Genomic DNA, 23,941 nt, shown 5'->3' with positions numbered 1-23,941 from the left:
TCTAAGGCGCTCTCCTGGGCGCCTCGGGAGCCCAGGCGGCATCCGGCGCGACGACCCAGTTGTGGTCCGTCTGCGGGCGCACGGTGCCGAGCTTCTTCAGCCGATCGATGAGGAGCTCGCGGATCTCGTCGGGGAACTCCTTGACGACCTTCGCGCCCTTGAGCGCCTTGTACCCGCCCGAGCCCTGGGCGCGGTAGGCGTTCACGGCGAGCGTGAACCGGTCGGAAGGCTGGACGGGTCGCCCCTTGTACGCCAGCGCCTTCACGCGCGAGCCGACGGGCGCCGTCGGGTCGATGCGGTAGGTCGCCCCCTGCACGACGTCGAAGTTGTACGGGATCATCTTTTCCTTCGGCGTCAGGACGAGCTTGCCGTCCGTCCACTGAGCGGCGCCGTAGAACTCGGCGGCGTGCTCGAGGCAGGCCTTGAGCGTGGCCCCGTCCACCTCGATCTCGACGAGCTGGTTCTCGTACGGGTAGAGCGCGTAGACGTTGCGGACCTTGATCGGACCCTTCTTGAACCCCTCGGAGCGCCCGGGGAGGAGCGACGTCATCGCGAGGTCCGCGCCGGTTGCCTCGCGCATCGTGTCGTTCACGAAGTCGAGGAGCGCCGTGTCCTCGAGCCTGGCCCGCGCGCCCGGAAAGTCCTCTTCGGCGGTCGCGACGACGGTTTCCATGTAGGCGCGCGCGGCCGCGTCGTGGGGCGCCGCGATCGCCGCCACGGCCGGGTCCGTCGCGACGGACGCGTCCGACGGCAGGAGCGACGCCGTCAGGTCCGCTACCTTCACGCGCTTCCCGGATTTCTCGAACACGACGTCCACGCGGGCGAGGACGTCGCCCCAGCGGCCCGGCTGGATCATCGCGACGCCGTTCAGCCGCGTGAGCGGGATCCGCCGGTGCGTGTGGCCCGTGAGGAGGAGGTCGATGCCGGGCACCTTCGAGAGCGCCGCGACGCGGTTCTCGTCCTCGGTGCCGTCCGGCTCGCCCGTCTTCAGGTCGACCTCGGGGCCGCTGTGGATCAGCGCGACGACGAAATCGCACTTCTCCCTGCCGCGCAGAACGGGCACGAGGCGCGCGGCCGCGTCCACGGGATCCTCCCAGCGCAGGCCGGGGCGATTTCGTGCGGGCTCCCAGTTCGGAATGTTCGGGGTCGTGAGGCCGAGGATCCCGATGCGGACCCCGGCGACGGTCTTGACCAGGTACTCGGGAAACGCGGCCGAACCGTCCGCGACGTTGCGCGTGTTGGACGACAGCCACGGGAACGAGGACTCCTTCTGCGCCTTGCGCAGGACCGCGAGGCCGAAGTTGAACTCGTGGTTCCCGACCGACATCGCGTCGTAGCGCATCGCGCTCATCGCTTCCGCCATGGGATCGGCGCCCTTCGAGGGATCCTTCGCGTGCAGGAACTCGATCGGCGTGCCCTGAATGGTGTCGCCCGCGTCGAGAAGGAGGACGTTCGGCGTCTCCTTGCGGATCGCGGCGACGCGCGTCGCGACGCGGGCGAGACCGTCGTCCGCGGGCTGCGCGCGCTGGTAGTCCCACGGGAGGAGGTGGCCGTGCAGATCCGTCGTCTGGAGAATCGTGACGGTCACGCGCTCGGCCGACGCGGAGAGAGCACCGGCGAGAAGAGCGGCGATGAGCAAGGACGGAAGGGGTCTCGGGAGGCGTGCGTGCGATCTCAAAGTGCGCGAATCTTGGCATATCCTCCGGCCCCATGCCCTCGAAGAAATCTCCTCCCGCGCCCGTGCCCGAGACGCTCGCCCGCCTCGAGCACCTCTACGGGGACGCGGGCTGCTCGCTGGACTTCGGGCGTCCGCTCGAGCTTCTCGCGGCGACGATCCTCTCGGCGCAGTGCACGGACGCGCGCGTGAACAGCGTGACGCCAGAGCTCTTCCGGCGCTTTCCCGACGCGGCGGCCCTCGCCGCCGCGCCGCCCGGCGCCCTCGAGGAGGTCATCCGCTCCACCGGCTTCTTCAACGCGAAGGCGAAGTCCCTCCGCGGGATGGCGAAGGCGCTCGTCGAGAAGCACGGCGGCGAGGTCCCGCGCACGATGGCCGAGCTCCACGCCCTGCCGGGCGTCGGGCGCAAGACGGCGAACGTCGTCCTCGGCAACGTGTGGGCGACGCCGGACGGCGTCGTCGTGGACACGCACGTCGGCCGCCTCGCGCGGCGGCTCGGGTGGACGAAGAACGCCGACCCCGTGAAGGTCGAGCAGGACCTGAACCGGAAAGTCCCCGAGAAACGCTGGACGTGGATCAGCCACGCCCTCATCCTCCACGGCCGCCGCATCTGCGCCTCGCAGCGGCCGAAGTGCGACCTCTGCACCCTCGCCGACATCTGCCCGAAGATCGGCGTCGAGAAAAAGAAGAAGAGAAAATGACGCCTCCTGGAATCGGTTCGATCGAAGTCATCTGCGGCTCGATGTTCTCGGGAAAGTCCGAGGAGCTCATCCGCCGCCTCACGCGCGCGCAGATCGCGCGCCGCCGCGTTCAGGCCTTCAAGCCCGTGATCGACGACCGATACGCCGAGATGGAGGTCGTCTCGCACGGCGGCCTGCGTCTCGTCGCCGTTGCCGTCTCGACCTCGGCCGAGGTCCTCGCGAAGACCGACGCGCGCACCGAAGTCGTCGGGATCGACGAGGCGCAGTTCTTCGACGCCGCGATCGTCGAGGTCGTCTCGCGTCTCGCCGACCTCGGCAAGCGCGTGATCATCGCGGGCCTCGACCAGGACTACCTCGGCCGCCCGTTCGAGCCGATGCCGGCGCTGATGGCCGCCGCCGAGGAGGTCACGAAGACGCGCGCGATCTGCGTCCGCTGCGGCCAGCCCGCGAGCCGCACGCAGCGCCTCGTCGAGTCCACCGAGCGCGTCGTCGTCGGGGCCGCCGGTCTCTACGAGGCCCGCTGCCGGCGCTGTTTCGAGCCCGGCGTCGCGAGCGCGGAGGGCAAGCTGCCCTTCCCGGACGGCTCTTCAACCGATTGAGTTCGAAGAGGTTGCGGAGATCCTCAGAGGATCTGTGAATTCTCCTGTGGATTTCGATGTGCAAAAGAGGGCGCTCCCCCGTCCTTCGCTGAGTTCGCAAATCCTGCACGGATTCCTGTGCAACGGCCAAACTGCTGCGAATGTTGGGGTTTGCCGCGTAATGCCTCTGTGAGGCCGACGCGAAGCCGCATGGCGGGCCGGTTCTGGCGAATTACACAGGGCGAAGTCGGCTCACCATGCGGGTTTGATCGCGCTCACACGCTGAAAACCCTCGGAAAAATGCCTGTTTGACGCGATTTTGCGGGCCTTCGCCCCTACCAGCCGGCGCTTTCGCGGTGCTCGCCGAACACGGAACGCAGCGCGTCCACGACCTCACCGAGCGTCACGAGGCCCGAGACGGCCTCGACGATCGGCGGCAGGAGGTTGCGGCCCTCGCGCGCCGCGTCGGCCACGGCCTTCTGCAGCCGGGCCGCGGCCGCGCCGTCGCGCCGGGCCCTGAGCGCCCTGAGCCGCGCCACCTGGTCCGTCTCGACGGCCGGGTCGATCACGAGCGTCGGAATCGGCCGTTCCTCGGCCACGGTGAACTCGTTCACGCCGACGACGATCTGCTCCTTGTCCTCGATCGCGCGCTGCGCGCGGTAGGCCGCGTCCTGGATCTCGCGCTGGTAGAAGCCGGCTTCGATCGCCTTGAGGGCGCCGCCCATCCCGTCGATCCGGGCGATGAGCGCGCCGGCCTCGGCGACGATGCCGGCCGTGAGAGCCTCGACGGCCCACGAGCCGCCGAGCGGGTCCGCGACGCGCGCGACGCCCGTCTCGTGCGCGATGACCTGCTGCGTCCGGAGCGCGAGGAGCGCCGAATCCTCCGTGGGCAGCGACAGCGCCTCGTCCTTGCCGTTCGTGTGGAGGGACTGCGTGCCCCCGAGCACAGCCGCGAGCGCCTGGATCGCGACGCGGACGACGTTCACCTCGGGCTGCTGCGCGGTCAGCGTCGAGCCGGCCGTCTGCGTGTGGAAGCGCAGGGCGGCCGCGCGCGGGTCCGTCACGCCGAAGCGCTCCCCGACGAGGCGCGCCCACAGGGTGCGGGCCGCGCGGAACTTCGCGATCTCCTCTAGAAAATCGTTGTGGACGTTGAAGAAGAACGACAGGCGCGGCGCGATGGCGGCGGGATCGAGGCCCGCCTCCCGCGCGGCCGTCAGGTACTCGAGGCCGTCCGCGAGCGTGAACGCAACCTCCTGGACCGCCGTCGAGCCCGCCTCGCGGATGTGGTAGCCGGAGATCGAGATCGTGTTCCAGCGCGGAACTTCCTTCTGGCAGAACGCGAAGACGTCCGTAACGAGCCGCATCGAGGGCTTCGGCGGGAAGGCATACGTGCCGCGGGCCGCGTACTCCTTGAGGATGTCGTTCTGGATCGTGCCGGAGAGCCTCGCCCACGGCGTGCCCCTCCCCTTCGCGACGGCGAGCAGGAGCGAAAGCAGGATCGACGCGGTCGCGTTGATCGTCATCGAGATCGACACGGCGTCCAGCGGGATCCCGTCGAGCAGCGTCTCCATGTCCTCGAGCGACGCGATCGGAACGCCGACCTTGCCGACCTCGCCGCGCGCGAGCGCGTGGTCCGAGTCGTAGCCGATCTGCGTCGGGAGGTCGAACGCGACGGAGAGGCCGCTCTGGCCGCGGTCGAGCAGGAAGCGGTACCGGCGGTTGGATTCCTTCGCGCTCGAGAAGCCCGCGTACTGCCGCATCGTCCAGAGCTTCGTGCGATAGCCGCCGGGCAGCGTGCCGCGCGTGAACGGCGCCGCGCCGGGCTTTCCGGGATCCCAGCCGGCCGGCACGTCCGCGGGGCCGTAAGCAGCTTTCACGGGGAGGCCGGAGGTGGTCGTGACGCTGGAGTCGCTCATGAGGCCGATGCTAAGCTGGTCCGGCAGAGGTTCCCAAGTGGCCCTCCGTCGTCTCCCGGCGCTCCTTCTCGCAGCCCTCCTCGCCGCGATCCCCTCGCGCGCCGCGGAGGATCCCCTCCTCCTCTCGCTCCTCGAGGCGAAGAAAGCCTACAAGGAGAAGCGGTGGGACGAGGCGGACGCCGCTCTCCGGCGCCTCCTCGAACTGGCCGCCGCGCCCGGGCGCGAGGCGGCCGTGCCGAAGATCCTCCCCGTCTACCACTTCTACGCGGCGGCCGTCGCGTGGGAAAGGAAGGACGAGGCCCGCGCGCGCCAGGAGCTCGCGCGCTACTTCGAGTTCCAGCCCGAGGCCACCATCGACCCGGGCGCGTACCCGAAGAGCTACTGCATCTTCTTCGACGCCCAGCGCACGGCCGCCGAGAGGCGCAACCCGGCGCCGCCGCCGCCCGGGCTCCCCGGCCTCGGCACGACTCTGCCGGACGAAGGGACGGTCCCCCAGTACACGGGCGACCCGGCGTGGCCCGCCACCGCGGTCTCCTTCCTCCTGACGGAACCCGAGAAGAAGGAGTTCGCGGCGCTCGGGGACGACGCCGCGCGGCGGGAGTGGGTCTTCCGGTTCTGGAAGAAGTTCGACCCGGACCCCGCCACGCCCGACAACGAGGCCGAGCGCGAGTTCTACCGGCGCGTGCAGTACGCCGAGGCGCACTTCTCGACGGAGACGACGCGCGGCTCGCTCTCGGACCGGGGCCGCGTCCTCCTCGTCCTCGGCCCTCCGTCGTACGTGGGCCGCTCGCCTCTCCTCCGGTCGGAGGATCCGATGACATACCTCAAGACGACCGCGCCGCAGATCGTCTCGAGCCCGACGGGCGGCGCCGCGATCGTGCGCGTTCCGACGAACTCCCGCGGGGAGGTGACCCCCGGCGACATCGAGGGCGACGTCGAGATCTGGTACTACCGCCAGGATCGCGTCCCGAAGGGGCTGCCCTTCCAGGAGCTCCGCTACCGTTTCATCTCGAAAAAGGGCTACGGGGACGCCGTCTTCCAGAAGGACGCCCGCGAGATGATCTCGCTCCAGAGGGCCGCCCGGCTCCTCCGCACGGGCTCCTGACCCGTCCCGGCGCCGGTTCGCGCGTTCGTGTCAAGATTGGTCCACACGTGGCACGCACGCTCAGCGGCAACCTCGACACCTTCTCGCTCGCCGACCTCCTGCAGTGGCTCGAGATCAACGCCCTGTCGGGACGCGTCACGGTCTGGCGCGGCGAGGTCGTGCGCACGATCGACCTCAAGGGCGGCGCGATCGTCTTCGTCTCCTCGTCGCTCCCTAACGAGCGCCTCGGCGTCTTCCTGACGCGCCGCAAGGTCCTGACCGAGCCGGTCGTCTTCGAGCTCCTCGCCGAGAGCTTCGCGACGGGCCGGAACCTCACGCGCCTCATCCTCGAGCGCAACCTCCTCCCGCGCGAAAAGCTCGCCGAGGCCGTCGAGGGCCTCGCGATGAAGGTCCTGCTCGACCTCTTCCACTGGGCGGGCGCGTCGTTCGAGTTCGACCCGCTCTTCAAGATCGAGGACCTCATCCGGATCCACCTCTCCCTCCGCGGCCAGGTTCTCGCGTTCCACGGCGCCAAGTCGGTCGACGACTCGCGCGTGAACGTCGGCACGGCGGCCGGGAGCGACGAGACGGGCGCGCGCTGGGAGCGCGAGTTCAAGGCCGAGAGCCTCGCGGCGATGTTCTGGGAGATCCTCGAGGGCCTCCCCGGCGAAACGCCGTCCCCCGCCCAGCTCAAGGAGTCGTACCAGGGCTTCACGTCCTTCGCGAACCGCGTCCACAAGCGCCTGCGCGAGCCGTCGCGCCTCTTCCCGGTGTACGACGACACCGCCGTCATGCTGAAGAGCGCGCTCGACGAGGGCGGCGATCCCGAGCGGATCGTGCAGGTCGCGGCGCTCGACCCGTTTCTCACGATCGACCTCCTCTACCTCGCGAACGCGCTGCGCACCGAGAGCACCGAGCTCGTGCGGACCTGCCGCGAGGCCGCCGGCGTCCTCGGGAACGCCGCGCTCCGGCGGTTCGTGGGCCTCCTCGCGGACCCGTCCACCCCGAAGGTCCCGTCCGAGGAGAAGATGGAGCGCGTCATCCGCCGGGCGGCGCTGTCCACCGCGGTGGCCGCCTCCCATCTCGCCGAGGGAACGGACATTCCCCGCGAGGAGGCCTATACGCTCGGCCTCCTCGAGCCGCTCGGCAGCTACGAGCTCCTCAAGCTGCTGATCTCCGTGCCCTTCCCGCCCGGCCCGATCCGCATCGGGGCGCTCTCGCGCTTCCGCGCGGCCGCCGGCCGCGTGCTGGCCCGGAAGCTGAACCTCCCGCAGGCGGTCGAGGACGTCCTCGGCTCGAGCGGACGGGTCGCCTCGCGCAGCCCGGCCGCCGAACAGCTGATCTTTCTCGCCAAGCAGATCGCGCCGTCGGAGCAGATCGGGCACGAGTGGACGACCGAGGATCCGAAGCTCTCGGACCAGGTCGTGGCGCTCTCCGCGCGCGCCGAACTTCCCCAGCTCGTCGCCCGCGACGCGTCGATGCTGCGCGAGATCCTCCAGCTCTGATGACCCCATCCGTCCGTTTCCGGCGCTCGGGCGCCGCCGTCCTCGCCGCCGCGCTCGCCGTGGTCGCCGCCGCCCAGCAGCCCGAGCCCCCGTCCCTTCTCCGCGAGGGCGTCCGCGCGGCCGTGGACGTCACGGTGATGGACCTCGACGTCGTCGCGACCGGCAAGGGCGGCGAACCCGTGACGGACCTCTCGAAGGGCGAGATCACGGTCATCGTGGACGGCATCCCGCACGCGCCCGACTATTTCGCCCGCATCGACGCCGGGCAGGTCCACGGCCCGGATCTCGCGAACGCGTCGCCCGACGTCGTCCTCGAGACGACGCGCGCCGGCGACACGCGCTGGGTCCCCCGCCAGTTCCTCGCCTTCTTCGACGACGAGCACCTGATGCCGTTCGAGAGGAAGCGCGTCATCGAGGGGCTGCGCGACTTCGTCACGCGCCTCACGCCGTCCGACTCGATGGCGCTTCTCGCGTACAACATCTCGACCCGCGTCTTCGTGCCCTTCACGAGCTCGAAGGAGGATCTCCTCCTCGGCCTCTCGAAGCTCGAAAAGCTCCCCCCGCGCGGGCTCTACTGGGACACGCAGTATCGCCAGGCGATCCGGGAAGCCCGGCGCTACTCCCCGGTTTCGATCCAGGGGCAGGCCGCGCGCGACTCCATCGTGCGGACCTGGGGGGCGCAGGCGTGGGCGCGCGACAAGGGCACGCTCGACGAGTTCCGCCGGACCGTCGACGCGCTCGCGGCGCGCTCGGGAAAGCGCGTTCTCCTCTACGTGTCGCACGGCATGGAGCTGCGCCCGGGCCAGAGCTTCGCGCAGGCCCTCGGCGGGACCGCCCTGAACCAGTTCGACTACGACGTCCTGCCCCAGTACCGGGCCGTCCTCGAGTCCGCGAACCGCGCCGGGATCACGCTCCACGCGATCGACGCGCTCGGACTCGTGGCGGGCGGCGACGCCTCCGAGTCCGACCCGCCCGCGATCGACCCCTTCCTCGCGAACTCGAACCGGCGCGAGATCCTCGCGGGCTTCGCGGACGAGACGGGTGGGGTCCTCGTCGAGAACCGGAACGTCTTCGCGCCCTCGCTCGACCGCATCTACCGCGAATCCGGGAGCTACTACTCCGTCGGCGTCACCCTCGCGTCCCTCAACGCGAAGAAGCCCACGCACGACGTGAAGCTCCGGACGACGCGCCCCGGCGTGACCCTTCGGACGCGCCGCGGCTTCGCGCCGCTGACGGCCGCACAGGCCGCACGCGACCGGCTCGAACTGGCGCTCATCACCCCCGACGCGGCCGGCGACTTCGCGGTGGCGGTCCGGACGGACGCGCCCAGGAAGGGCGGCGGCATGGGGCGCCGCCTCGTCCCGTTCGCGGTCGTCGTCCCCGTCTCGGCGCTCACGTTCCTCGACGAAGGCGGTAAGAAGAAGGCCGTCGTCGAGATCGGCCTCGCGGCGGTCGAGGACACCGGAGCGCGCTCGGCGCCCGTCACCCAGCGGCAGGAGATCGTCGTGACGCCCGAGATCCTCGCGGCCTCCGGGAGGGAACCCTTCGTCTACCGCGGCGAGTTCAAGTCGGGAACCGGCAACATGCGGTTCGTGGCGACCGTGCGGGACGTCGCCTCGAACCGCGTCGGGGTCGGAACGACAAGCGTTCGAGTCGAGTAGGGAGCGTCAGGGTCGAGCAGGCCTCAGCCCTTCTTCTTGGGCGCTGGCGCGGGCGCCGGAGCCGGGGCCGCGCTTCCCACCACCGTGAACGGCGCGACGAGGTCGAGCTTCTTCTGCGTGACCGTGTCGAGAATCGTGACGCGCAGCTCGTAGTCGTTCGGCTTGAGGTACTGCCCGAGGTTCGACTCGATGACGCCGCCGGCGAGGTCGAGAACGAGCGCGCCGCCCTCCTGCGACGGGGGAACCTTCTGCGGCTCCTCCGGCGGGGTCGGCACGTCGATCGGCGGCTGGCCCTTCGGCTTGAGCTTGATCGTGCGCTTGAGCGTGAGCGTGCGCGACACCGGGTCCACCGGGGGGTTGTAGACGCGAACCGCGTACGAGAGGCCGTCGGCGGGATCCAGCTTGCCGTCGCCCTTGACGACGAAGCGGCGGGACGAGAACGTGAACGGATCGTCGGCCGCCGGCGCGTCGGTCGGGAAGTCGTTCACGGCGACCACGAGGGCCGAGGCCGAGAACTCCGTCGGGAGCGCGGGGACCGTGATCGGCCGGCGCCCCGACACGAGGACCTTGCCGGAGGCGTCGAGAAGAACAGCGGCGACGTCGTAGTCGCCGGGGAGGACGCGCAGCGCGCGGTCGGCGAAGAAGTCGGAACGGGTCTTCAGGAGCTTCGCGTCCTCGTCGACGCGGGCGGCCTCGCTCCCGTCGGCGGCGCGCGCGACGATCGCGAGGCGCACACCTTCGCCCGTCCCGACCGCGCCCGCCGGCGCGTAGAGCTGGACGCTGAGGCGCGTCGCCCCGTCGCGATAGGCGAGCGAGAGGAGGGCGAGAGCGCCGAACGGCTCCTTCGGGAGGCCGTCGATCGCGGTGCGCGACGCCGGAGCGAGGGCCGGGCCCTTGGCGGCCTCGACGGCGGCCTTCTGCTCGGCCTCGGCCTGCTCGCGCGTCTTGTAGACGGGAACCTCCTTGAGGTCCGGGTTCACGATCGACATCTGCACGGCCTTGTTCTCGAAACGCCTCGCCGGCGACATGTCGAGGAGCGACTCGGTCCCGAGGCCGACGTCGACGATGAACTTGATCTCCTGGGACTGGACGTCGGCCCACGCCGGCAGGTGCGCCTTGTCGTAGACCCACGTGTACAGCATCGACGCGCCGCCGCCCGTGCCCGACACGCCGCCGGCGCCTCCCGTGCCGGCGAACGGCGTGTCCGCGGAAGACGTCGCCTTCGCCGCGATCTCCTTCGGGGGGCCGACGAGGATGACCAGCCTGCCGCGCTCGGTCAGGGCGCCGCGCTTCTTGCCGACCGCGAAGCGCTCGTCGGCGAGCTTCACGAGCGCGTCGAAGCGCTCGCGGAACTCGTTGCGCGGCGTCTTGATGTCCGGGTCGCGCCGCGCCCAGAACAGCGCGATGAACTTCTCGGCCTCTTCGTCGGACGCGACCTTCTTCCAGTCCTTCTTCTCGGCGTCCGTCGTGAGGTACTGGTACTCGGGCGATTTCTCCCAGTCCTTGTACTTGTCGAGCGCGGCCAGCGCAGGCCCGGCAGCCGAGACGAGGAGAGCGAGGAGGGCGAGGGCGGAGATCGATCGCTTCATGACGACTCCAGCGCGAGGCGCGGTTTCAGTCGGGCGCCTCGAGGAGGCGCGCCAACTCGCAACTATACAGGAGCGTTCGAATCTCCCTGGCCTCGAGCAATCGCCCCCGCCTCGTCTACGGAAACTTGGACCGAAATCCCGGCTGCCGTTCGACATTCGCGTCCACAGCCCTGCAGCTGGTGGTGAAGGCTTTTGTTTGCAGTGGGATAAAAGGCGGTTTACGAGTGGCAGGGACGGCATGTAGAGTGCTAGGACTCAAACGACTGAGCGCACTTCGAAGCACCGTTCCGGGCACACGGAATCCATCCCGTTGGTTGTGGCCTCGTCCCGGGCGGAAAAGTTCATCTGAATCTCAATGGAGGAGGAAAGAAGCAGCATGACAAGAAACAGGATCCTCGGACTCCTGGCTCTTCTCCTCGTGGTCGTCGTCGGTGCGACGAGCGCGATGGGCCAGGGCACGACGACGGGTAACCTCACCGGAAAGGTCGAGAACGAGAACGCCGGCCTGCCCGGCGTGACCGTGACGATCACTTCGAAAAACCTGCAGGGGACGCGCACGACGACGACGTCCAACAACGGGGGCTTCACGTTCTCGGCGCTCCCCCCGGGCGACTACACCGTCGCGTTCGCGCTCCAGGGCTTCCAGCCCATCACGAAGACGGTCAAGGTGACGGCGGGCCAGCCGTCCGCCCTCGACATCAACATGACGCTCTCGGGCGTTCAGGCGAGCGCCGTCGTCACGGCGAAGTCCGACATCGTCTCGACGACGTCGCAGGCCTCGACGACGATCACGAGCGACCTCTCGAACCAGCTGCCGAACACGCGCACGATCGCGCAGGCCGCGGCGCTCTCCTCGGGCGTCATCCCGGTCGTGAGCCTCGGCAACGCCCTCACGATCGGCGGCGCGCCCACGTTCGACAACCTCTACACGGTCGACGGCGCCGTCATCACGGACAACATCCGCGCGACGCCGAACAACCTGTTCGTCGAGGACGCGATCCAGGAGACGACCACGAACGTGAACGGGATCTCGGCCGAGTACGGCCGGTTCCAGGGCGGCGTCATCAACACGGTGACGAAGTCCGGCGGCAACTCGTTCTCGGGCTCGTTCCGGACGACGTTCGTCAACGACGCGTGGAGCGCCGTGTCGCCCCAGGGCGAGACGCGCGTCCAGGACCTGAACGAGCGGTACGAGGCGACCCTCGGCGGCCCGATCTGGAAGGACCACATCTGGTTCTTCGGCTCCGGCCGCAGCGCGAAGGTGGGCACGGCCGCAACCACGTTCGCGGACGCGAAGGTGAACGGCCAGACGCCCGTCGGCGGCTACGAGGGAATCCCCTACACGAACACGATCGACGAGCAGCGCTACTCGGGCAAGCTCACGATCACCCCGGTCCAGAACCACACCCTCACCGCTTCCTACCTGAGCATCGGCAGCAAGGAAGGGAACAACGTCTTCGGCGTCGTCCTGGACACGGCGAGCTTCGTCCAGCGCGAGCTTCCGCAGGACACGCTCTCCGTCGCCTACAACGGCGTCTTCACGTCGAACCTTTTCTTCGAGGGCATGTACTCGAACCGCCACTTCACGTTCAAGAACTCGGGATCCACGTACACGGACATCATCAACGGCACGCTCATGCGCGACCGCGGGCGCGGCAACGCCCGGTGGAACTCCCCGACGTTCTGCGGCGTGTGCGGCCCCGAGAAGCGCGACAACGAGGACATCCTCCTCAAGGCCACGTACTTCCTCTCGACGGGCTCGCTGGGCTCGCACAACATCGTGCTCGGCTATGACACGTTCAAGGGCATCCGGACGGCGAACAACTACCAGTCCGGCAGCAACTACCGCATCTTCCACTCGAGCACGATCAAGTACAACGGCACCATCTACCCCGTCATCGACAACACGGGCACGAACTACATCTACTACACGCCGATCACCACGCTCACGCAGGGCACGAGCACGAAGACGGACTCGTTCTTCCTGAACGACCAGTGGCGTCTCAACGACCGGCTGTCGTTCAACCTCGGCGTCCGCTACGACAAGAACAACGCCAAGAACAGCGTCGGCGCGACGACGGCGGACGACGCGGCGTGGAGCCCGCGCGTCGCCGTGAACTGGGACGTGACCGGCAAGGGCAACGTCCGCATCGGTGCGAGCTATGCGCACTACGTCGGCGGCCTGCAGGACTCGATCCAGGACTCGACGTCGTCCGGCGGCCAGCCCGCGACGTACTACTGGTACTACACGGCCAGCTCCGGCGCGCAGAAGATCAACGTCGGCGTCCCCGCGGGCACGCAGCCCCCGACCTCGGCCGCGGCAGCGATCCAGCAGGTCTTCAACTGGTTCTACGCCAACGGCTGCCCCGACCTCGCGACGTGCAAGCTCCCGCTCGGCGGCGCCAACGTCCCCGGCGTGAACCGGGCGATCGACGGAACGATCAAGTCGCCGTACGCGAAGGAGTACACCGTCGGCGTGGCCGGCAACATCGGTGCGAGCTTCTCGTACCGCGCCGACTTCGTCCGCCGCGAGTTCCACGACTTCTACAACCTGGTCATCAACACCGGAACGGGCTACGTGACCACCTCGACGGGCGCCAAGCTGGACTTCGGCCTCATCGGGAACACGAACAGCGTCGAGCGCAACTACACGGGCCTCCAGACGCAGTTCCAGTACCGCTGGCAGTGGCTCACGATCGGCGGCAACTGGCAGTGGTCGCACACGCTCGGCAACTTCGACGCCGAGGCCGGAAACACCGGCGCGGTCACGAACGCGACCGAGCAGTACCCCGAATACAAGCAGATGTCCTGGAACGCCCCGTACGGCTCGATGGCCTCGGACCAGCGGCACCGGGTCCGGCTCATCGCGGCGGCCGACCTCCCGTTCATCCCGAAGGCGATGGGCAACTTCAACCTCGGCCTCGTCCAGGGCTACGACACGGGCGCCCCGTACGGCGCGGTGGGCACGGTCCGCGCGTCCAACTACGTCACGAACCCCGGGTACCAGCAGCGGCCCACGACGTCCACGTACTACTACACGGCGCGCGACGCTTTCCGGACGGACGACATCAAGCGCACGGACCTCTCGCTCACGTGGACGCTCCGTCTCTTCAACACCCTCGAGCTCTTCGTCCAGCCGCAGGTCCTCAACGTCACGAACAACCAGGGCGCCATCACCGTCAACCAGACGGTCCAGACGCTCAACACGACGACGGGTTACCTGCACTTCAACCCCTTCACGACGACGCCCGTCCGGGGCGAGCGGAACGTGGCGAATCCGACCGCGAACTGGAACTACGGCCCGAGCTTCGGGCAGGTCACGTCGGTCGCGGGCTGGCAGCAGCCCCGCACGTTCCTTCTCACGGCCGGCGTCCGCTTCTAGTCTTCCTCACCCGTCCTTTCGGGAGCCGGGCCTTCGGGCCCGGCTCCTTTTTCTTCGCCCCCCTGGGTTACCCTCCGTCGATGAAGTCCGGAAGGCTGGCCGCGGCCGCCCTCGCCTGCACGATCGCCCTCCTGTTCGGAGCCGCCAGCTGCCGCCGCGGGCCTAAGGCCGGGGCCTTCTCGGGCGCTCCCGTCGTTCTCGTGAGCGTCGACACGCTCCGCTCGGACCACCTCCCGGCCTACGGCTACAAGGGCGTCGAGACGCCCGCGCTCGACGCGCTCCGGAAGGATTCCATCCTCTTCACGCGCGCCTGGGCTCACGTCCCCCTCACGCTCCCCTCTCACGCCTCGATGCTGACCGGGCGGGAGCCCTCCGCCCACGGCATCCACGACAACCTCGGTTACCGCCTCCGGGCGGACGTCCCGACGCTCGCCGAGCTGCTCAAGAAGGAGGGCTACGAAACCGGCGCCGCCGTCTCGTGCTTCGTCCTGAAGGGGGCCGCCAGCGGGATCTCGCGCGGCTTCGACTTCTACGACGACGCCGTGGAACCGGACAAGGGCGGTGAGGCCCTCGGCCGGGTCCAGCGGGCGGGGCCCGAGACGGTGGCCCGGCTCGAGACCTGGCTCGCGGCGCGGCCCACGAACGGAAAGACGTTCGCGTTCCTTCACCTCTACGAGCCCCACACGCCGTACGAGCCGCCCGAGCCGTTCAAGACGCGCTACGCCGCGCAGCCTTACGACGGCGAGATCGCGGAGTCGGACGCGATCCTCGGAAGGCTCATGGCGTTCCTGAAGGCTCGGGGCCTATACGACAAGGCCGTGATCGTCTTCCTCTCGGACCACGGCGAGGGACTCGGCGAGCACGGCGAGTCCGAGCACGGGATGTTCCTCTACCGCGAGAGCCTGCAGGTGCCGCTCTTCGTGAAGCTCCCGGGCGGCCGGCGCGCGGGCGAAACCGTCGACGAGCCCGCGGCGCTCATCGACGTCTTTACGACGATCGCCGAAGGCGCGGGCGTCCGCGGCTTCCAGCGGCCCGAGGGCACGCGGTCCTTCCTCGACCCGCCGGGCGCCCCGGCACGCCGCATCCTCTCCGAGACGTTCTTCCCGCGAATCCACTTCGGCTGGAGCGAGCTGTCGTCGCTCTTCGACGGGCGCTGGCACTACATCGAGGCCCCGAAGGCCGAGATCTACGACGTCGCCGCCGACCCGGGCGAGAAGACGAACCTCTACGCGCAGAAGCCCGATGCGCTCCGGCCGATGCTCGCCGAGATCGCGAAGCGCAAGCCGGCGTACGAAACGGCCGGCGACCTCGACCCCGAGGCGCGCAAGAAGCTGGCCTCCCTCGGCTACCTGAGCGCGGGCCCGTCGAGCGCGAACGCGGGAGGCCTCGACGACCCGAAGGACCGCGTCAAGACCTTCGAGGAGCTCCGGATGGGCCTCGGCGAATTCACCGCCGGGAACGCCGCGAAGGCGCACGCGGTCTTCCGGAAGCTCCTCGCCGAGAACCCCCGGATGCTCGACATCTGGGACATGGACTCGAAGGCCCTGGTGCAGCTCGGCCGGCCCGAGGAGGCCCTCGATGCCCTCAAGAAGACGGTCGATCTCGCGCCGGAGGCCGCGCGCACTCCGTATCTGCGCGAGGTGGCGAACCTCTGCCTGCAGCTCGGGAAATGGGACGAGGCGCTGAAGCACGCCGAGGCGCTCCGGGCGCTCGGCGACCCCGACGCCGAGGACGTCGCCGCGCGCGGCTTCCTCGGCAAGGGCGACCTCGCCGCCGCCGAGCCCGCCGCCCGCGCGGCATACGAGAAGGGCTCGGGCAAGACGAAGGTGCGCGGCGCGCTCGTCCTCGGCCGTCTCGCGGTCATGCGCGGCGACGTCGCCTCGGCCGACAAGTGGTCGCAGGAGGCGGCGGCCCTCTCCGCGGGAGACAAGCTGGTCCAGTCGGGGCTCCACATGCTGCGCGGCGACGTCCTCGCCCGGCAGGGCCGGGCGCCGGAGGCCGAGAAGGAGTTCCTCGAGGAGATCCGCCTCTACCCGGACCGTTCGGACGCCCGCGTTTCGCTCGCCGCCCTCTACGCGTCCGCGGGCCGGCGCGAGGACGCACGCCGGACGCTCATCGCGCTCGTCGTCCACGAGCCCAGCCCGGAGGCCTTCCTCCTCGCGATGAAGACGTTCCGCGCGACGGAAGACCCCGACGGCGAGCGCGAGATGCGCCGCGAGGCCAGGCGCCGCTTCCCCCGCGACGCGCGCTTCTGACGCGCTATTTCTTCGGCGGGAGCGTCCCCGTCACGACGAACGTGGTCGAGGCTTCGGCCTTCTTCTTCGAGACGTTGTCCGTCACGACGACCTTGATCTCGTAGTCGCCGGGCTTGCGAAGGTACTCGCCGAGGCGCGTCTCGATCAGGACGGCCGAGACGTCGACGGTCAGGATTCCCCCGGAGGCCTGGTCCTTGCGGTCCGGGACCTGGGTCGGCGGGTCCTGCGGCTGGGGAACGTCCGACCACTGCGCGCCCTTCGGCCGGAACCGGACCGAGCGCGAGAGGCTCACGGACTTCGTCGCCGGGTCCACGGCCGGGTTGTAGACGCGCAGGACGAACGAGAGGCCGTCCGTCGGGTCGAGACGCGCCCCCTTGGAGACGAAGCGGTGGCCCGAGAACGTGAACGCGTCTTCGGGCTTCGGTTTCGGCACGGCGAAGAACGCGCTGGCGATCACGAGGGGCGAGACCGCGAAGTCGGCGGGCACGGCCGCGACGGAGACGCTCTTCCGGGCCGCGGCGACGGCCTTTCCGGATGCGTCGTAGACGCCGGCGGCCACCGTGTACTCGCCGGGCGGGACCGAGAACCACCGGCTCGCGTAGAGGCCTCCGCCCGGCGCCGGCTCGAGCGGCGTCGCCTCCTCGTACCGGGCGGCATCCTTGCCGTCCGGGGTCCGCACGAGAAACGCGAGGCGGCTTCCGGCCGGCGGCTCGCCCGCGGATGCCGTGACGAAGATCTGGGCCTGGATGCGCGTGTCGTCCGTCTCCCCCGCGGCCAGCGGGACGACCGCAAGCAGCGCGGAATCCTCCGCGAGGCCCTCGAGCGAGGTCCGGATCGCGGGCGTCAGGGCGGGCCCCTTGCGGGCCTCGACCTCGGCGGCGAGCGCGGCCTGGCGCTCGGCCTCGAGCTCTTCGGCCGTGCGGTAGTGCGGCGCCTCCTTGAGGTCGGGGTTCTTCACGAGAGCGGCGCGCGCGTTCACCTCGAGGCGCTTGACGTCGCCGCTCCTTCCCGCCACGAAGTCGCTCGCCTGCTCCACGACGAACTCAACGACGAGGGACTTCATCTTGGCCCACTCGGGAAGCTGCGCCGCCTCGTAGACGAACGTGACCTTGCTCTCCCCGATCGACGTCCCGGGTTCGTTCGGCGGCGGGATGTTGACCGAGCCCGGGGCCGATGTGGGCTGCGTTTTCGTCCCGGCGGACCGCTGGAGCGTCTTCGGGGGGCCGAGCAGGATGTAGGCCTTCCCCCGCTCCGTCAGGGCGCCGCGCTGCCGCGGCATCGCGAAGATCTGGTCGGCCTCCTTCACGCGCTGGTCGAAGCCGAGCTTGTACTCGTTGACCGGCGTCTTGAGGTCCGGGTCGCGCTTGGCCCAGAAGAGCTGGACGAACCGGTCGGCCTGCTCGTCCGTCGTGATCTTCTTCCACTCCTTCTGCTCGGCGTCCGTCGCGAGAAAGACGAACTCGGGCGAGCGGGTCCAGTCCTTGTAGCGCTCGAGGCCGGCGCCGAGGCCCGGGACAGACGCGGCGAGAAGGAGCAGGGCGAGGACGCGAGTGGGGGTTTTCATCTTGCCCGCTGGAATACCGCAAAGTGAAATCCCTGACAAGGGCGAAGGGAGCCAGCCCCCCCCCTTCTCCTGCCTGATGCAGACGCATCAGGCCTTGCGAGTTCCCCGATCCCATAGGATCATCACGGAAATTCCGTCCCGGCCCGATGCGACTTCGTCCCCGGTATTCGGTCTTTCGTCATCTTTACATTTCCCGGCGAGAAGGCCGGGGTACCCGAAGGAGGGAATCTAGTGCGCTCGTCAACATCCCCAGTTTCCGCAAGGCTTTCGATTCTCGTCGGCATCGCTCTTCTCGTGGGCCTCGCCCTCGCGCCCGTCGTCCTCGCACAGGGGCTTCCGACCGCCACGCTGTCGGGCCGCGCGCGCAACGACGCCCTCGATCTGCCGGGCGTCACCGTCACGGCGAAATCCCCGGCCCTCCAGGGCACCCGCACCACGGTCACCGGCGCGAACGGCACGTACGTCCTCGCGAACCTTCCCCCCGGCGATTACCAGATCACGTTCACGATCCAGGGCTTCAAGGCCCAGACGCTCAGCAAGTCGCTGGGCGCCTCGCAGCAGGCGAGCCTCGACGCGAACCTCGCGATGACGGTCAGCGCGGCGACGACGGTCACGGCCCAGAGCGACTCGATCTCCCAGTCGCCCGCCCAGGCGACGACGTACACGGGCGACGTCCTCAGCAAGCTTCCGACGGCGCGCACGGTCACGTCGGCCGTCAACCTCTCGCCCGGCGTCAACCAGAACGGCCCGAACGGGGCGTCGATCTCGGGCGCGCAGTCCACCGAGAACCTCTACACGGTCAACGGCGTCACGATCACGGACAACGTCCGCTCCTCGCCGAACAACCTCTTCATCGAGGACGCCATCCAGGAGACCACGACGACCACGTCGAGCGTCTCGGCCGAGTACGGCCGGTTCACCGGCGGCGTGATCAACACGATCACGAAGTCCGGCGGCAACGTGTTCTCCGGCTCGTTCCGCTCGACGCTCAACAACAACGCCTGGAACTCCACGTCCGGCTACCGCACCGCGACGGGCGTGAACCCGCAGGAAGACACCTTCACGAACACGGTCACGTCGACCTACGAGGCGACGCTCGGCGGCCCGATCCTCAAGGACATGCTGTGGTTCTTCGGGGCCGGCCGCTACTTCGACACGAGCGAGGCCCTCACCTCCCTCACGAACAGAACGAACATTCCATACACGAACGGCGCGAAGGAAACGCGGTACGAAGGCAAGCTGACGTTCTCGCCCGTCCAGAACCACACCCTCACCGGCTCGTACATCGGCGTCAAGCACGACGACGTCAACTACTACTTCACGAGCATCCCCGTCGCGGACCTCGCGAGCATCTACGACCGCCAGCTCCCTCAGGAGCTCATGGCGTTCAACTACAACGGCGTCCTCTCGTCGAACTTCTTCCTCGAGGGCTCGTACTCCAAGCGCAAGTTCACGTTCGAGAACTCCGGCGGCCGATACACGGACAACGCCAACGGCACGGTCATCCGCGACCTCGGGCTCGGCATTTCGTATAACGCGCCGATCTTCTGCGGCGTGTGCGGCCCCGAGAAGCGCGACAACAACGAGTTCTTCGTCAAGGGCACGTACTTCCTCTCGACGCCGGGCCTCGGCTCGCACAACATCGTGGTCGGGTACGACAACTTCGCCGGCCAGCGCCTGTCGAACAACTACCAGTCGGGCAGCAACTACGTCATTTACACGTTCGGATCCGGGAGATCCGTCTTCCAGGGGCAGAACGTCTACCCCGTCTTCGAGTCCGGCCTCACCGAGCTCGACTACTGGCCGGTCCTGCAGGCGTCGCAGGGCAGCAACCTCCGGACGCAGTCCGCGTTCCTCAACGACGCGTGGCGCCTGAACGACCGCCTGTCGTTCAACCTCGGCGTCCGCTACGACAAGAACGACGCCACGGACGCGGCGGGCAACGTCACGTCAAAGGATTCGAGGTTCAGCCCGCGTCTCGCCGCCACGTACGACGTCCTCGGCAACGGCAGCCTCCGCGTCACCGCGAGCTACGCGCAGTACGTCGCGGCCCTGCAGGAGACGCAGGCAGGCAGCGGCGCGACGCTCGCCGGCAGCCCGGCCGACTTCTACTGGTACTACGACGGCCCCGGCATCAACACGGGCGCGGGCCCGTACCTCACCTCGCAGCAGGCGACCCAGAAGATCTTCGACTGGTTCAACGCCAACGGCTGCCTCCCGAACCCCCTCGCCGCGAGCTGCAAGGTTCCGCAGGGCGGCGCGCCGTCCATCGGCGGCGTTAACGTTCAGATCCGCGATTCGCTCGCCTCCCCGAACACGAAGGAGTACGTGTTCGGAATCGCGGGCAACTTCGGCAAGTCGTCGAGCGGCAGCTACCGGGTCGACTTCGTCCGCCGCGAGTACCAGGACTACTACGACCTCAAGAAGGACATGACGACCGGCAGGGTCGCGAGCCCGTTCGGCGACATCCAGGACCTCGGCCTCGTCGTGAACTCGAACGACTACCGCCGCGAGTACACCGGTCTCCACTCGCAGGTCTTCTACCGCTTCACCCCGAGCTTCACCATGGGCGCCAACTGGACGTGGTCGCACCTGATCGGCGACATCGTCGGCGAGACGAGCGGCTCCGGCCCGGTGCGCGGCGGCTCGCACGTCTACCCCGAGTACGTGCAGCGCTCGTGGAACAACCCCACCGGCGACCTGAGCCAGGACGAGCGCAACCGCGTGCGCGTCTACGGCAACTACGACCTCCCGGTTCCGGCCAGCTGGGGCAGCTTCAACTTCGGCCTCATCCAGACCTACGACACCGGAACGCCCTACGGCGCCTCCGGCACGATCCGCACGGGCTCCTATGTCACGAACCCCGGCTACCTGACGCCTCCCGCCTCCGTCGCCTACTACTTCACCCCGCGGGACGCGTACCGGACCGAGAGCATCTACCGCACGGACATGCAGCTCTATTACTCGCACCGCATCGTCGGCGGCCTCGAGATCTTCGTCATCCCGCAGGTGTTCAACGTGTTCAACGCGCAGCACATCCTCGCCGTGAACACGACCGTGAACACGAACTTCAACACGTCGAACCTCATCGCGTTCAACCCGTTCACGAACGCGTCGCCGATCGAGTGCCCGCAGGGCACGTCCGGCGCGGCCTGCAAGGCGATGGGGGCAAACTGGCAGAAGGGCTCGACCTTCGGAACGACCAGCCGCCGCCGGGAGCTACCAGACCCCGCGCTACTTCCAGATGTCGGTGGGCATCCGCTTCTAGTCCTTTCCCTCCTTCTCTGTCGACGGGCCCCGGCGCTGCCGGGGCCCTTTTCTTTGCCCGGGCGCTAGACTCGCCGCGTGCTCTCCCCGACACGAGCCCGCTGCGGGCTGCTTCAAGCCCTCGGGCTCGTCGTGCTCGTCGCCGCCAGCGGCTGCGGCCGGCCTCGATCGTTGCGCGTCTTTCCCAAGGCCCCGGTCGTCCTGATCTCGATCGACACGCTCCGCTCCGACCACCTCCCCTTCTACGGCTACGGCGGCGTGAAGACGCCGGCTCTCTCGGCCCTGCGGGAGGAGTCGATCCTCTTCGAGAGCGCCTGGGCCCACGCGCCGCTCACGCTGCCGTCCCACGCCACGGTCTTCACCGGGCTCCTGCCGGACCGGAACGGCCTCCACGACAACCTCGGCTACGTGCTGAATCCCTCCGTCCCCACGCTCGCGGAGCTGCTCGGGAAGGGCGGCTACGCGACCGGCGGCGCCGTCACGAGCATCGTCCTCTCCGGAACGACCGGCATCGGGCGCGGCTTCGGCCTCTGGGACGACGACGTCGCCCCGACGCGCCCCTTCCAGGCCCTGAGCCGCGTGCAGCGCCCCGGGGACGAGGCCGAGGCCTCGATGGAGCGCTGGATCGAGAAGCAGGGCGGGCCGTTCTTCGCCTTTCTCCACCTCTACGAGCCGCACGCCCCGTACGAGCCGAAGGAGCCCTTCCGAAGCCTCTACGCGAGCCCGTACGACGGGGAGATCGCGACCGCCGACGCGATCACCGGCAAGTTCCTCGACTTCCTGAAGGCGAAGGGTCTCTACGACCGCGCCCTGATCGTCCTGATGTCCGACCACGGCGAGGGGCTCGGCGACCACGGCGAGAGCGAGCACGGCGTCTTCCTCTACCGCGAGGTCCTGCAGGTTCCGCTGCTCGTGAAGCTCCCGAAGGGCGGTCCCCCGGCGCCGCGCGCGGTCGCCGTCCCCGTCCAGCTCGCCGACCTCTTCACGACGATCGGCAGGGCCGTGGGACTCGCGGGCTTCGCGCCGCCCGCCGGTACGGTTTCCGTGATCGACGTGGCTGACGCAACGGACGCCAAAGTGCAGCCGGGGCGGCGGATCTACGCCGAGTCGTTCTTCCCGCGGACGCACTTCGGGTGGAGCGAGCTGCGCTCGCTCGTGGACGGCCGCTGGCATTACATCGAGGCGCCCCGGCCCGAGCTCTTCGACCTCGCCGCCGACCCGGCCGAGAAGGCGAACCTCGCGGCGGGCCTGCCCGAGCCGTTCCGGAAGATGCGGATCGAGATGGAGGTTCTCCGGACGTCGTTCGCGGCGCCCGCCGCCGTAGACCAGGAGACGGCGAAGAAGCTCGCGTCCCTCGGGTATCTCAGCTCGGGGGCGTCGGCCGGCAGCGGCCCGCTGGACGACCCGAAGGACCACATCGCGACCGTCGGCCTCATGAAGGAAGCGCTCCGCGAGTTCGTCGAGGGCAGCGCGGCGAAGTCCGTGGCGATCACGCAGAAGCTCCTCGCGGAGAACCCGCGCATGCTGGACATCTGGGAGCTGCAGGCGCAGGCGCTCGCGAAGCAGGGCAAGACCGACGAGGCGCTCGCCTCGCTCAAGAGGACGATCGAGCTCTCCCCCGCGGGCTCGACGCAGTACGTCGTGTCGTTCGCGAACCACGCGCTCCAGATGGGCAAGGCCGAAGAGGCGCGGAAGCACGCCGAGCTCGCGCGGTCGATGGGCGACCCGGCGGGCGACGAGATCCTCGCGCGCGCGTGCCTCGCGCTCGGCGACCTGCCGGCGGCCGAGGCGGCCGCGCGGGAGTGCCTCAGGACCGACCGCAATCGCGACAAGGGGCTCCTCGTCCTCGCACAGGTCGAGGTGCGCCGCGGAAACCTCCCGAAGGCGCTCGAGGCGTCCGCGCGCGTCCAGGAAGGGGCCGTTCACGCCCTCCCGCTGCCGGGCCTGCACCTCCTCCGCGGCGACGTTCTCGCGCGCATGGGCCGCCCGAAGGAAGCGGAGGCGGAGTTCCGGGACGAGCTGCGCGCCTACCCGACGACGCTCGCGGCGTGGTCCTCGCTCGTCATCCTGTACGCCACGCAGAACCGGACGGCGGATGCGCGCAAGGCGATCGAGGACATGGTGGCGGCCTCCCCCGGCGTCGACGCGTACCTCGCCGCGTATCAGACCCTGTCGGTGCTCGGCGACCGCGCCGGCGCGGAGCGCTGGAAGCAGGAGGGCCTGAAGAAGTACCCCGGCGACGCGCGGTTCCACCGCCCGCAGCGTCCGGCCTGATCCCGGCCCTCAGCGCCCCGGAAGCTTCTTCCCTTCCTCGAGCCAGGCCTTGAGGTCCCCGAGCATCCGCTCCCAGCCCGGTCCCAGCTGGTCGCGGTACGACTCCCAGACGGGCCCCTCTTCGAGCCCTTCCTGCGTCACGGTCACGTCGGTGCCCTCTTCCACGGCCTCGAACGTGATGACGAGGCGCATGGGGCCGAAGGACAGCCCTTCGGGGCTCGAGAACACGAGGTTCGAGACCGCGAGCGTGCGCCCGGGCTCGAAGGTCTCGATCTGGCCCATCGAGCTGTACCCGGCGTCCGAGTCGGGATCCGCGTACCACCCGAGCGCCCAGTTGCCGCCCGCGCGCGCGCCGATCACGGCGCCGTCCGCGAGCCAGCTGAGCACCTCGGAGACCCTCACGAAGGCTTCGAACGCGCGCTCGGGCAGGGCACGCACGAAAACCCCGCGTGTCACGGCTCCGCTCACGTTCGCGATGCTACGACATGCG

At 69.3% G+C, this 23,941-nt stretch carries 14 protein-coding genes; 9 read left to right on the top strand and 5 right to left on the bottom strand.

Annotation, left to right across the window (positions count from 1 at the left end; translation table 11 throughout):
* Position 1: 1 nt before the first annotated feature.
* A complete protein-coding gene (locus tag IPL89_13795; GenBank protein ID MBK9064245.1) occupies positions 2-1,639 on the bottom strand; it encodes a bifunctional metallophosphatase/5'-nucleotidase in 1,638 nt (545 codons plus the stop codon).
* Positions 1,640-1,710: 71 nt separating this feature from the next.
* On the opposite strand from IPL89_13795, the gene nth reads away from it, so the two are divergent.
* Both nth and IPL89_13785 read left to right on the top strand, forming a co-directional pair.
* A complete protein-coding gene (gene nth / locus IPL89_13790; GenBank protein ID MBK9064244.1) occupies positions 1,711-2,376 on the top strand; it encodes an endonuclease III in 666 nt (221 codons plus the stop codon).
* Positions 2,373-2,975 carry a thymidine kinase gene (locus IPL89_13785; GenBank protein ID MBK9064243.1) on the top strand — a complete coding sequence of 201 codons (603 nt, stop codon included), beginning with the start codon at positions 2,373-2,375 and terminating at the stop codon, positions 2,973-2,975. Before nth ends, IPL89_13785 begins: the two co-directional genes overlap by 4 nt.
* Positions 2,976-3,289: 314 nt before the next feature.
* Here the strand turns inward: IPL89_13785 and IPL89_13780 are convergent, their stop codons facing one another.
* Positions 3,290-4,870, bottom strand: coding sequence for a methylmalonyl-CoA mutase (locus IPL89_13780; GenBank protein MBK9064242.1), 1,581 nt, complete (start codon positions 4,868-4,870; stop codon positions 3,290-3,292).
* 37 nt (positions 4,871-4,907) lie between these two features.
* Between IPL89_13780 and IPL89_13775 the strand changes: the two genes are divergently transcribed.
* The 3 genes from IPL89_13775 to IPL89_13765 are packed head-to-tail and all read left to right on the top strand — an operon-like array spanning position 4,908 to position 9,120.
* Positions 4,908-5,975: a GWxTD domain-containing protein gene (locus IPL89_13775; protein ID MBK9064241.1), complete on the top strand. Its 1,068-nt coding sequence runs from the start codon at positions 4,908-4,910 to the stop codon at positions 5,973-5,975.
* Between the two features lie 47 nt (positions 5,976-6,022).
* Positions 6,023-7,459 (top strand): DUF4388 domain-containing protein, encoded by a 1,437-nt coding sequence (locus tag IPL89_13770; protein ID MBK9064240.1) that lies wholly within the window; start codon positions 6,023-6,025, stop codon positions 7,457-7,459.
* Positions 7,459-9,120 carry a VWA domain-containing protein gene (locus tag IPL89_13765; protein MBK9064239.1) on the top strand — a complete coding sequence of 554 codons (1,662 nt, stop codon included), beginning with the start codon at positions 7,459-7,461 and terminating at the stop codon, positions 9,118-9,120. Before IPL89_13770 ends, IPL89_13765 begins: the two co-directional genes overlap by 1 nt.
* A 23-nt stretch (positions 9,121-9,143) precedes the next feature.
* On the opposite strand, the gene IPL89_13760 is transcribed toward IPL89_13765, so the two are convergent.
* Positions 9,144-10,709, bottom strand: coding sequence for a GWxTD domain-containing protein (locus tag IPL89_13760; protein MBK9064238.1), 1,566 nt, complete (start codon positions 10,707-10,709; stop codon positions 9,144-9,146).
* Positions 10,710-11,085: 376 nt separating this feature from the next.
* Between IPL89_13760 and IPL89_13755 the strand changes: the two genes are divergently transcribed.
* Together IPL89_13755 and IPL89_13750 are read left to right on the top strand one after the other, a co-directional pair.
* Positions 11,086-14,091 carry a TonB-dependent receptor gene (locus IPL89_13755; protein MBK9064237.1) on the top strand — a complete coding sequence of 1,002 codons (3,006 nt, stop codon included), beginning with the start codon at positions 11,086-11,088 and terminating at the stop codon, positions 14,089-14,091.
* A gap of 80 nt (positions 14,092-14,171) precedes the next feature.
* The gene (locus IPL89_13750) at positions 14,172-16,346 is read left to right on the top strand and encodes a sulfatase-like hydrolase/transferase (protein ID MBK9064236.1); all 2,175 of its coding nucleotides are present in this window, start codon (positions 14,172-14,174) and stop codon (positions 16,344-16,346) included.
* Positions 16,347-16,350: 4 nt separating this feature from the next.
* On the opposite strand, the gene IPL89_13745 is transcribed toward IPL89_13750, so the two are convergent.
* Positions 16,351-17,910 (bottom strand): GWxTD domain-containing protein, encoded by a 1,560-nt coding sequence (locus IPL89_13745; GenBank protein ID MBK9064235.1) that lies wholly within the window; start codon positions 17,908-17,910, stop codon positions 16,351-16,353.
* A gap of 231 nt (positions 17,911-18,141) precedes the next feature.
* Between IPL89_13745 and IPL89_13740 the strand changes: the two genes are divergently transcribed.
* Both IPL89_13740 and IPL89_13735 read left to right on the top strand, forming a co-directional pair.
* A complete protein-coding gene (locus IPL89_13740) occupies positions 18,142-21,246 on the top strand; it encodes a TonB-dependent receptor (protein MBK9064234.1) in 3,105 nt (1,034 codons plus the stop codon).
* Between the two features lie 9 nt (positions 21,247-21,255).
* Entirely contained in the window at positions 21,256-23,451 is a 2,196-nt protein-coding gene (locus IPL89_13735; GenBank protein ID MBK9064233.1) for a sulfatase-like hydrolase/transferase, read from the top strand.
* Positions 23,452-23,460: 9 nt separating this feature from the next.
* Here the strand turns inward: IPL89_13735 and IPL89_13730 are convergent, their stop codons facing one another.
* Entirely contained in the window at positions 23,461-23,919 is a 459-nt protein-coding gene (locus IPL89_13730) for an SRPBCC domain-containing protein (protein ID MBK9064232.1), read from the bottom strand.
* Between the last annotated feature and the right edge of the window lie 22 nt (positions 23,920-23,941).

The organism is Acidobacteriota bacterium (genome assembly GCA_016716715.1).
In the GTDB taxonomy this organism is placed as follows: domain Bacteria; phylum Acidobacteriota; class Thermoanaerobaculia; order UBA5066; family UBA5066; genus Fen-183.
Note: the sequence above shows the minus strand (reverse complement) of the source record. Positions and strands in the feature narration are given on the sequence as shown.